At 48.9% G+C, this 9,688-nt stretch carries 11 protein-coding genes and 2 tRNA genes; 8 read left to right on the top strand and 5 right to left on the bottom strand.

The window, feature by feature from the left end; genetic code table 11:
- Nucleotides 1-397 precede the first annotated feature (397 nt).
- Entirely contained in the window at nucleotides 398-700 is a 303-nt protein-coding gene (locus CWB98_RS20230; protein ID WP_054015437.1) for a DUF3301 domain-containing protein, read from the bottom strand.
- A complete protein-coding gene (locus CWB98_RS20225; protein ID WP_138546477.1) occupies nucleotides 697-1,728 on the bottom strand; it encodes a DUF3549 family protein in 1,032 nt (343 codons plus the stop codon). Before CWB98_RS20225 ends, CWB98_RS20230 begins: the two co-directional genes overlap by 4 nt.
- Nucleotides 1,729-1,862: 134 nt before the next feature.
- Between CWB98_RS20225 and CWB98_RS20220 the strand changes: the two genes are divergently transcribed.
- The 3 genes from CWB98_RS20220 to CWB98_RS20210 are packed head-to-tail and all read left to right on the top strand — an operon-like array spanning nucleotide 1,863 to nucleotide 3,359.
- Nucleotides 1,863-2,174 (top strand): YqcC family protein, encoded by a 312-nt coding sequence (locus CWB98_RS20220; protein WP_138546476.1) that lies wholly within the window; start codon nucleotides 1,863-1,865, stop codon nucleotides 2,172-2,174.
- Between the two features lie 7 nt (nucleotides 2,175-2,181).
- Nucleotides 2,182-2,916 (top strand): tRNA pseudouridine(65) synthase TruC, encoded by a 735-nt coding sequence (gene truC, locus CWB98_RS20215; protein ID WP_138546475.1) that lies wholly within the window; start codon nucleotides 2,182-2,184, stop codon nucleotides 2,914-2,916.
- Nucleotides 2,916-3,359 carry a flavodoxin domain-containing protein gene (locus CWB98_RS20210; protein WP_138546474.1) on the top strand — a complete coding sequence of 148 codons (444 nt, stop codon included), beginning with the start codon at nucleotides 2,916-2,918 and terminating at the stop codon, nucleotides 3,357-3,359. The genes truC and CWB98_RS20210 overlap by 1 nt, the downstream gene beginning before the upstream one ends.
- Before the next feature lie 57 nt (nucleotides 3,360-3,416).
- Here the strand turns inward: CWB98_RS20210 and CWB98_RS20205 are convergent, their stop codons facing one another.
- Nucleotides 3,417-4,979, bottom strand: a complete 1,563-nt coding sequence (locus tag CWB98_RS20205; RefSeq protein ID WP_138546473.1) for a lytic transglycosylase — start codon at nucleotides 4,977-4,979, stop codon at nucleotides 3,417-3,419.
- A 103-nt stretch (nucleotides 4,980-5,082) separates the two neighbouring features.
- Nucleotides 5,083-5,862 (bottom strand): hydroxyacylglutathione hydrolase, encoded by a 780-nt coding sequence (gene gloB, locus CWB98_RS20200; RefSeq protein WP_138546472.1) that lies wholly within the window; start codon nucleotides 5,860-5,862, stop codon nucleotides 5,083-5,085.
- Nucleotides 5,863-5,913: 51 nt separating this feature from the next.
- Here gloB and CWB98_RS20195 point away from each other — a divergent pair, with 51 nt between their 5' ends.
- Nucleotides 5,914-6,666 carry a class I SAM-dependent methyltransferase gene (locus CWB98_RS20195; protein ID WP_054015430.1) on the top strand — a complete coding sequence of 251 codons (753 nt, stop codon included), beginning with the start codon at nucleotides 5,914-5,916 and terminating at the stop codon, nucleotides 6,664-6,666.
- A 4-nt stretch (nucleotides 6,667-6,670) separates the two neighbouring features.
- Here the strand turns inward: CWB98_RS20195 and rnhA are convergent, their stop codons facing one another.
- Complete coding sequence (gene rnhA / locus CWB98_RS20190; RefSeq protein ID WP_138546471.1) at nucleotides 6,671-7,138, bottom strand: ribonuclease HI; 468 nt, start codon at nucleotides 7,136-7,138, stop codon at nucleotides 6,671-6,673.
- A gap of 69 nt (nucleotides 7,139-7,207) precedes the next feature.
- Between rnhA and dnaQ the strand changes: the two genes are divergently transcribed.
- The 4 genes from dnaQ (at nucleotide 7,208) to CWB98_RS20170 (ending at nucleotide 9,641) form a co-directional block, all read left to right on the top strand.
- Complete coding sequence (gene dnaQ, locus CWB98_RS20185) at nucleotides 7,208-7,918, top strand: DNA polymerase III subunit epsilon (protein WP_138546470.1); 711 nt, start codon at nucleotides 7,208-7,210, stop codon at nucleotides 7,916-7,918.
- Nucleotides 7,919-8,005: 87 nt separating this feature from the next.
- A complete protein-coding gene (locus CWB98_RS20180; RefSeq protein WP_138546469.1) occupies nucleotides 8,006-9,352 on the top strand; it encodes a TIGR03503 family protein in 1,347 nt (448 codons plus the stop codon).
- Nucleotides 9,353-9,459: 107 nt separating this feature from the next.
- Nucleotides 9,460-9,536, top strand: a tRNA-Asp gene (locus CWB98_RS20175).
- Between the two features lie 28 nt (nucleotides 9,537-9,564).
- Nucleotides 9,565-9,641: transfer RNA gene (locus CWB98_RS20170), tRNA-Asp, on the top strand.
- The last annotated feature ends 47 nt before the right edge of the window (nucleotides 9,642-9,688 follow it).

The raw sequence follows: 9,688 nt of genomic DNA, 5'->3' as shown, positions 1-9,688 counted from the left end.
GGACAGAGTCAGGAAGACTCAGGACACAACAGGATGTTGTTTATAAAAGGAATAGGGAAGAAGGGTCGAACGGTGTGAACAAAGTCATACTGTAAGACAAAGGATGTGCTTGGATGCGGTAAGGATATCTACAGGACGTAACCTATCGGATGAAGTCAGGGAAGAAGATCGGGTGTGTCAGGATGTATACCCGTTCAGGGGATGATGAAGCTTGGCGGCTTGCTAATTTGTTGTAAGCAGAGGTATCGGATACCTCCCAGGAAATTCGTCAGATTGGGGCGTAGCGCAAGGGTTACGCCTTGGTTTTTTATGTTTGTCTGTTAACCTGATCGAACAGGTGCGTTTTCCCCAAATAGCAAAATCTATCCAATCAACTACTCACCAGCTCACAGTGCATCTACATCATGCGATGAGGTGGGATATCCATTTTCTTCAGGCGCAGGTTTTCCAGGTACATAGTGCCAGTATAGGCACTTTGTTGATCTGAACTGAACTCAAAAGCAAATTGACTTTTTATTCCCAGTTTTCCATTACTCAGCACTGCGAGCCTGCGTTTAACACAGGCGACACTGAGTAGCTGTACGTTTAGTTTTTCAGCCTGACCAATTGCATGCTGCTGCGCCGCTTCTGCTATCTGGCGACCAAACCAAAAGAACGCAATGATTGCGCCGATAAGAATAAAAAGCCAAAGAGTGATCATCGTTTAAATAGCCTGCCTATCGCTTTTGACAGTGTTTCACTGCGATTTTCTGTTCTAAGTAGAGCTAAGACATGTGGGCGCAAAACCGGAATTGCAACCAAGTCGGCGAAAATGCTTTCAAATAGCCCCTCTACATCGGTGTTGTGAGCTGCCTGGTCCATTAACTTGATTAACCTTTGTGTTTCGGTCAATGTTTCCCAGCAACGCCCTGTTATAGTCAGTTGCAGGTCGGCGTGTGCTGCCATAGGGGAGTCCAGAATAGTATCTACGGCTTCGGCGATGAGCCCGAGACTGTGGCTGCCGGACAAAGCTCTAAGGTGGTTAACACAGGCTGTCAGATCATTTTTCTCCACTGCTATTTTCAGGCCATTGAGTAAGTGTTCTGTCAGCTCAACACCAATGGCTACATGCTCTAGCATCGCTGCCAAAGGTGATTGAACCTCCAGAGGAAGCTGTGACCAGCTGGTTTTTAAATTGTCTCGGTTACTGCCGTGATCAAGGCGCATCGCAAAGTCAGCAAGGCCCTGTACCGCCAGGTTTTGCCACTGATCTAATCCCAGCTTCTGAGCAAAGTAGAGTTCAGCGTACTCGTAGTATTGCGATGCAGGCCGCTTTAATTCAGTTTTCAATAAAGCATTAAATGCGGCGAGTTTATTTGCGTTGGGCGCATAGACATACGGATTATTATCCAGTTTACCCTGCGCATCTTCACCGGTCAGTTGAGTGCCTATGGCATCAATCACCATAGAGGCAAAGTGATCGCGGCTGGCGGCAACCAGTTTACTTTGTTCATCCAACGGTAGTTTTAAAAACCACACATAAGGGTCCTGGGTCGCCTGGTTATCCCAAAACTGGATTGCCAGCAATGCATGACCCGCAAGCGGGTAGGGGTAAGGAACCTGGGTGGTCTCGATCTGCGCAAACTGCTTTTTATCGATTTTGGTTATGCGACGGCCAATATCATAGGCGCGCCATTGCGTGCCAGCTGAAGTCAGTAGTTCACCTAAAGTCGTAATTTGCGCTGTCATTATCATCTCACTTAATTGCGTTGAAGCGCGATTATAGCTTTATTCTCAGTGGCTGATAAGAGCAGCTATAAAGATACAAACGTTGGGGGTTGATGGGGTATAATACCGCTTTTACATTTGTGTGAGGAAGCACTATGGATCATCCTGTATGGCGCCTGCTGGACGAACTGGAGCATACACTGCGTCAGGCTGAACTTTGGCAATCAACGCCTGTTCCGGTTGAGGCGTTACGCTCTACTCAACCATTTTGCTGCGATACGCTAAGGTTCGAGCAATGGTTGCAGTTTGTCTTTGTTGTCAAGATGCGTGCGTTATTACAAAGCGGCACAGCATTACCCGCCAATATGGCCATTGCCCCGATGGCAGAAGTCAGCCTCGCACAGCACCCTCAATTGGCAGTGTTACTGAATGTATTGCAACGACTAGATTTGGCCGTTTCGGAGTAGTCGCATTATGCTAGAAATCATTTATCAGGATGAGCACTATGTGGCTATCAACAAGCCTTCGGGATTGTTGGTTCATCGCTCGTTTCTCGACAAACGTGAAACCCAATTTGCTATGCAGATGCTGCGCGATCAGCTAGGGCAGCATGTGTTTCCAGTCCATAGGCTCGATCGGCCAACCTCGGGCGTCCTGCTGTTTGCGTTAAGTTCCGAAGCGGCACGGGATATGAATCAGGTATTCATAGATGGCACAGTGCAAAAGCGTTATCTGGCTTTAGTACGTGGCTTTGCTCCCGAAGATGTTTATGTTGATAAACCACTGAAAGAACAGTTAGATAAAATCGCCGACAAGTCTGCCGCTCAGGATAAGGCGCCTCAGGAAGCACAGACCCAGTTCAACTGTTTACATCAGGCAACACTGGATATTCCGCTGGGTAAATACCCCAGTATTCGCTACTCTCTGGTCGAGTGTTTTCCAAAAACGGGTCGCAAACATCAGATCCGTCGCCACCTCAATCATCTCAATCACCCCATTATTGGCGATGTAAATCACGGGGATAACAAGCAGAACCATTTTTTTCAGGCGCATTTTGGTATCCGCCGCCTGATGTTATTTGCAACTGAACTGAAGTTTTTGCATCCTTATAGTCAACAACCCATCATCATTCGCGCCAGTCTGGGAGAGGAAATGTTGAATTTATGCAGGCAACTGGGCTGGCCGAGTACAGAAAAGGACTACCTATAATGGCATCCATTACACTTTTTGTCGGTTCAGTATTTGGCAACGCAGAAAATCTGGCGGTTGAGGTTAAAAACGACATAGAACAGCAAGGTCATACTGCAACAATTGCCGAAGTACTCACTTTGGAACAAGTTCAGTCAGCAGAAAACCTGCTGTTTATTTCTTCGACAACCGGACAAGGCGATATTCCGGATAACCTGTTACCTTTGATACTGCAAATGCAAAGTCAGTTTCCTCTGCTGACGGGCAAAACAGTCGGGGTTATTGCCTTGGGTGACAGCAGCTATGGGGATACCTTTTGTGGCGCCGGACGTCAGATCGATGCGTTAGTTCAGGAGCTGAATGCGACTGTGACTGAGCCTCGTCTGGATGTCGATGCATGTGAGCATTTTGAACCTTATGAAGCCGTTGCACCTTGGCTACAGAAGTGGCTGCAACATTTTTGATGCGAGTGTCCTGGTATAAGTCGACAAAAAAGCCGCTGTTGTCAGCGGCTTTTTGCGTTATGAGCTTTTGACATCAACGGTCAGTTTCAGCTTTTGCCCCGGGTAGAGATATTTCTGACCTGAAAGCTTATTCCACTTCACGATTTCACTGACAGTCAGGTTAAATTTAGCCGCGATCCGTGCCAGAGAATCTCCTTTACGAACCTTATAGGTAATGGTGCGCTCAGTGGTGTTCGCGACAGGCTGAGTGGCTGTTTGTGTCTGATAAATGGTGAGCTTTTGGCCAAGCTTGAGGACTGCATTGGCCTTTAATTTATTCCACTTAGCAAGCTGTGCCACAGTAACGTCATACTCGCGGCTGATATCCCATAAGGTATCTCCACTGGTGACCGTGTGGGTTTTCTTATTACGCGTTGCCTTATTTGCAGCGCTGCGTACAGCATCTGGTAAATGCTCACTTTGTAACTCGCCGTCGCTCAGCGGAACCAGCAGTTTCTGACCAACCCGGATCATATGTGAATCCAGCTTGTTCAGGGAACGAATGGCACTGGTACTGGTAGAAAACTTCTTGGCTATGACTGACAGGCTATCCCCCCGGGCGACAGTATAATATTGCCAGCGCAAGCGGTCTTTGATGGGGGTATTGGCCAGGCGAGCCTGGAAAGCTTCGATTTTTTCTGCCGGAAGCAACAAGGTATGCGGGCCGTTCGGATCGGTTGCCCAGCGGTTAAATCCCGGATTTAACCGATACAGCTCTGTAAGTGACATGTCGGCCATTTCGGCAGCGAGCGCCAAATCAATTTGTGAACCCACTTCGACGGTATCAACAACTTGCGCGTTAATGATCTTATTCCACTTAACATTGAACTCATCCTGGCGTTTTAATAAGTCAGACAGAGCGAGCAATTTAGGTACGTACGCCGTAGTTTCTCGTGGCAGATCTAAAGACCAGAAGTCAGTTGGCAGGTGCTTTTTACGATTTTTACGGATCGCTTTTAGCAGGCGGCCTTCTCCTGAGTTATACGCGGCAATGGCATTAAGCCAGTCGCCTTCCAGAGTTTTGTGCAGGTAAGTGAGATAATCCAGTGCGGCTCGGGTTGACTGGACGATGTCGCGACGACCGTCATACCACCAGTTCTGTTTAAGGTCGAAGCGCTCGCCGGTTTGTGGCATAAACTGCCAAATCCCGGATGCGCTGCGATGAGAATACCCGAATGGATCGAAGGCACTTTCCACAATTGGTAACAGTGCGATTTCAATCGGCATTTCGCGCTTCTCGACTTCCTCTACGATATAGTAAAGGTAAGGCTCGGCTCGTTTTGAAATACGATCTAGATAGGCCTGATGGCGCTGATAATAGTTACGCTCTGCGACTACGGGGCGATTTTGCGGCACATCAATAGACAACTGATAGCGGATCCGCTCCCAGACGTCGTCGAACACCGGTGGTGGCTCATCAGCCTCCACAGGTTCCTGGATGGCACTCATTAGAGTGTCGCTGATCTCGGCCGGACTGGCATGATCCAGTTGTTCGGCTTGTTCAATTGTCGGGCTGTCGAACGTAGTTTGACAACCGCTCAGCAGTGCTGATACTACCAGCAGCAAGAGAGGCTTTTTCATAAAACTCGGTCATTGATCCATTGTCAGGGTACGGCGCCGCAGAAAAATCCACAGCTAAAACCCGTCAATGTTAACTGTTTAGTTGTAAAAATTAAAGCAGTGGCTAAAAATTATCCTTCCACTTTCTGAGCACGGCAAACCTTTGCCAGTCTTCACTACATTCTGTCTGCATGTCAGCGGGCAAAGTATTTAGCATGTGTGGCAGGTTTGCCCTTATAAAAGGATTGATACTCAACTCGCGCGCGATTGTGGTGGGCAATGTCGGCTGTGCTTGTGCGCGTTGCTGCTCACCCCATTGTTGCCACTGAGTAATGTCGTCATTCTCTGGTTCGACCGCTGCGGCAAACGCCAGATTCGCCTGGGTGTATTCATGCGTGCAATAAATCTCACAGTGAGGCGGAAGCTGCGCCAGGGTTTGCAAAGAGTGCCACATTTGCTGCGGGCTGCCCTCAAATAAACGACCACATCCTGCACTGAACAAGGTATCGCCAGTAAACGCCAGCTCCGGAGTCAGGTAGCAGATATGGTCCAGTGTGTGTCCAGGCGTGTGGGCAACGGCAAAGTCCAGTCCTGCAATGGTTATCTTATCGCCGTCATTCAAAGGGTGGGTGATGCCATTAAACGGCGTATTTTTTGGGCCATATACCGGCAGCTCACCATAGTGCGTGCGCAACGGAGCAATACCATCGGTGTGATCCCAGTGATGATGCGTCACTAATATGCCTGCCAGCTGTTTTTGCCGGGTTGTTGCAAACTCAATGACAGGTTCGCTTTGTCCGGGGTCAACAACCCACATCAGATTGCTATCAGACGGACATATTGCCCAGATATAATTATCGTTAAAGGCCTTGATGGGGTGGATCTGCACCGCGACTTGCGCCATAACTCATTGCTCTATAAAGTGAAGGTGTAACTAGTATAGCGAGTGCGAATAATGAAACCAGCTCTAAGTTTTCAGCAGGGGCCTAAACCCTACCAGTGGCAGGATTTTCCGCATGGGGATTATGTACGTGCGGGGATCGAGCGGCGGATGGCGCACTGGTTACCTCGCATGTTTGGCTATCATATGCTCAAGCTAGGTTGCCTGAGTGGTCAGCTGGATACATCACAAAGCCCGATCAGTCATCAAATCTGTGTTGCGCCAGAAGGAGAGCATGTTGGCGTCTTCGCTGAGATTGATGAGCTGCCTTTTTATGAACACAGTGTCGACTCGTGTATTCTGAGTCAGTGTCTGGAATATCATTCCGATCCGCATCATATTTTGCGAGAGGCGCACCGAACGCTTATCCCGGGTGGATATATCGTGATCAGTGGGTTTAACCCATTCAGTTTGTGTGGGTTAGCGCACCTGTTGCCTTTTAGCAAAGAAAAACTGCCCTGGTCCGGGCGCTTTTTTACGCCATCGCGGGTCAAAGACTGGCTGGATCTGCTGGGGTTTGAAATTCTTGCTGATGAGCGCTTTGTCCATGCCTCATTGGCAAGAGGTTCGCGACTTTCGCGCTTTGCACCCTGGCGACGGTTTTGCCGACATTATATGAAACCGATGGGCAGTGTGTATTTACTGGTGGCTCGCAAACGAGTAGCACCTTTAACGCCGATTAAGCCAAAGTGGCATGCCCGTCCAAAATGGACGCCTGCTGTGAAAGGTGCGCGGCTGAAACACAGCCGAAATCAGGAACAAGGGTAGGCGGCTACTCGCTCTGGTAGCCGGTATCTTCCAACAGGTCACTCCCGCCGGCGGCTTCACGGGCTAAATCATCTACCAGTTCGTTATATTTATTGCCGGCATGGCCCTTTACCCAGCGCCAGTCAATGGTATGACGCTGCACGGCGGCATCCAGTCGTTGCCATAAGTCGACATTTTTAACGGGTTTCTTTGCGGCTGTTTTCCAGTTACGCTTTTTCCAGTTTGCCAGCCAGGATTCAATACCTTGTTTCACATACTGGCTGTCTGTATACAAAACGACCTGGCAGGGACGCTTTAGCGTTTCGAGTGCAACAATGGCAGCGAGCATCTCCATGCGGTTGTTGGTAGTGAGCCGGTATCCGGCGCTGAGGGTTTTTTCATGACCCTGATAACTAAGGTACACACCATAGCCACCAGGCCCGGGATTACCCAAGCAGGAGCCGTCGGTATAGATCTCTACGGATTTTTGCACGAATTCGCCTGTTTTTATGTAAAATACTCCAATAGACGCTAACCATAGCAAAGTTAGGCAATCGACGATATGCATAAAAGACAAATAGTACTTGATACAGAAACCACGGGCATTGACCCCAAAGAAGGTCACAGGATCATTGAGATCGGTTGTGTGGAGTTAGTGAATCGTCGTCTGACCGGCAATAATTTTCACGTTTATATCAACCCACAACGTGGCATTGAAGAAGAAGCCATAGATGTTCACGGTATCACCAATGAGTTCTTACGAGACAAACCGTTTTTCCATCAGATTGCCCGGGAGTTTTACGACTATATTCAGGGCGCAGAGCTGGTGATCCACAATGCCCCGTTCGACGTCGGCTTTATGGACCATGAGTTTGCCATGCTGAACCAGGGCTTTGCAAAAACCCATGATGTATGTGAAGTCTTAGATACGCTGGTGATGGCGCGGGATTTGCATCCAGGTCAGAAGAACAGCCTTGATGCCTTATGTCGCCGTTATGATATAGATAACTCTAAGCGTACGCTGCACGGCGCATTGCTGGATTCCGAGATTTTGTCGGATGTTTATCTGGCCATGACCGGCGGCCAGAAGAAGCTCAATCTGGCGCAACATAATGAACAGGCTCAGCAGGGCAGTGGTGGTGGAATTCGCCGGCTAAGTGCAGAGCGAGCGCCGCTAAAAGTGGTGCTGGCGACAGCCGACGAGCTGGATGCACATGAAGCACGTATGGAGCTGGTTAACAAAGCCAGTGGCCAGAGTTTGTGGCAACAATAATGGCTGCCAGGTATGACATCGATAGTCAAAGAGAACGACTAACTTATTATGGGGTAAATTAGCATGCGGATCGGCTTAGCAGGATTGATGTTATTATATAGCGCGTTATTCAGCGCGATGACGATGGCCGAGACTCCGCAAATAACCTTGCTTGAGCGAGACGGTAAAATCAATGAAATCCCGCTGCTGGATAACCGTTTTCGCATTGACCACAATGTAAAGAAAATCACCTTGTTGTTCTTTCGTGCACCCGGCACGCCGGCTGTGGTGTTGGTTAAACCCGACGGCAGTAAATATTACGCCACACACGCGATTGGTGACGAAAAACTTGAGTGGTATGACGAGATCAGCTATGACCTGGTGATAGTCACAGATCCCATGCCGGGACCCTGGCAGGTGTTAGGTCAAATCCGTCAGGATAGTCGAGTGATGGTGCTAGGTGACATTGAATTACAAGTCGATCCCTTACCGCCACTGATCTTTCGTGGAGAAATGCTTAAAATCCAGGGGCAAGTCACCAATGATGGTCAGCCTGTCGACATTGGTTATTTCCGCGATGTGGTTACCCTCTATGTCGAGTTTGTCAGTACCAATAACGATCAGTACGCTAACTTTGGCGCGGGCACCCAAAGTGTGGCCGAGTTTAAAGATGATGGCCGAGAATTCGATGAGCGTCCGCTTGATGGCATCTTCACCGGCGAATTCCGGCTCAACTTCCCTGCCGGCGAGTGGCAACCTGAGTTTTTTATAGAGACCCCCATTCTTAAACGCCGCGTCGTTAAAGATCCCATCATAATTGCAGAGCCCCCATTTTCCTTTGATTTAATGCTCGCCGGGCCGGAAGAGTTTGAACATCAACTGACAGTTCGGCTCGCCTCCGAGGTGGTTAAGCCTGAGACCGTCATTTTTCAGGGCAAGATCTTATATCCCAATGGGGAAGAACAAATGTTTACCCTCAATGGGGAAGAACGTTTATACCGACAGCTGGCGATCAAGAACTACGACTGGGGTCGTTACAGCGTGGAATTGTCTGCCTTTGGCGAAAACATCAATGGCCGTGAATTTATGGCTCGTCTGCCGGATTACAACTTTGAGATAGAACGTCCGATAGAAAAAGTCCCAGAATTACCTGAATCTGAGCGGCCAACACAACGCGTTGTTGCCCCGCCCGAGCCTGAGCCCGGACTTAGTACCGGCGCAATTGTAGTCATCGTTGTGGTGGGAAATGTATTGATTTTACTTCTGGGCTGGTTGGCTGTGCGCATTTTTGTACAGAAAAAGCCCATCAAATTCAAAATCAGCTTGCCGTTTTTGGGTAAGAAAAAGCAGTTAGATTTGGAAGAGTTAGAAGGTGATAAAGAAAACTCGGGCAAACAGAGTTCAAAAAATGATAAATCAGCTGATATTTTGAACCTTTCGATGTCGGATGACTAAAAATCCCCGATTTTTTCAAAAAAGGTGTTGACTCTTAAGGGGGGCATTCGTATTATTCACGCCGCTGTCAGGGAGCACACCTGAGCAGCGAGAGAACAAGATGCTGCGGAGTGGTAGTTCAGTTGGTTAGAATACCGGCCTGTCACGCCGGGGGTCGCGGGTTCGAGTCCCGTCCACTCCGCCACTTACTTTTTCTCTTATAAGCGCACGCTGGAGTGGTAGTTCAGTTGGTTAGAATACCGGCCTGTCACGCCGGGGGTCGCGGGTTCGAGTCCCGTCCACTCCGCCAATCGCTTATCCTGTGCCGTACTTCTTTGGAGTGGTAGTTCAGTTGGT

This window comes from Pseudoalteromonas rubra (assembly GCF_005887115.1).
GTDB classification, from domain to species: Bacteria; Pseudomonadota; Gammaproteobacteria; order Enterobacterales; family Alteromonadaceae; genus Pseudoalteromonas; species Pseudoalteromonas rubra_F.
The sequence above is the reverse complement of the archived record's forward strand: the minus strand, read 5'-3'. Positions and strand labels throughout refer to the sequence as shown.

Excerpts from the sequence above, each read along its gene's own strand:
- CWB98_RS20230 (WP_054015437.1), bottom strand. The coding sequence starts at position 700 with ATGATCACTCTTTGGCTTTTTATTCTTATCGGCGCAATCATTGCGTTC.
- CWB98_RS20225 (WP_138546477.1), bottom strand. The coding sequence starts at position 1,728 with ATGACAGCGCAAATTACGACTTTAGGTGAACTACTGACTTCAGCTGGC.
- CWB98_RS20220 (WP_138546476.1), top strand. The coding sequence starts at position 1,863 with ATGGATCATCCTGTATGGCGCCTGCTGGACGAACTGGAGCATACACTG.
- truC (WP_138546475.1), top strand. The coding sequence starts at position 2,182 with ATGCTAGAAATCATTTATCAGGATGAGCACTATGTGGCTATCAACAAG.
- CWB98_RS20210 (WP_138546474.1), top strand. The coding sequence starts at position 2,916 with ATGGCATCCATTACACTTTTTGTCGGTTCAGTATTTGGCAACGCAGAA.
- CWB98_RS20205 (WP_138546473.1), bottom strand. The coding sequence starts at position 4,979 with ATGAAAAAGCCTCTCTTGCTGCTGGTAGTATCAGCACTGCTGAGCGGT.
- gloB (WP_138546472.1), bottom strand. The coding sequence starts at position 5,862 with ATGGCGCAAGTCGCGGTGCAGATCCACCCCATCAAGGCCTTTAACGAT.
- CWB98_RS20195 (WP_054015430.1), top strand. The coding sequence starts at position 5,914 with ATGAAACCAGCTCTAAGTTTTCAGCAGGGGCCTAAACCCTACCAGTGG.
- dnaQ (WP_138546470.1), top strand. The coding sequence starts at position 7,208 with ATGCATAAAAGACAAATAGTACTTGATACAGAAACCACGGGCATTGAC.
- CWB98_RS20180 (WP_138546469.1), top strand. The coding sequence starts at position 8,006 with ATGTTATTATATAGCGCGTTATTCAGCGCGATGACGATGGCCGAGACT.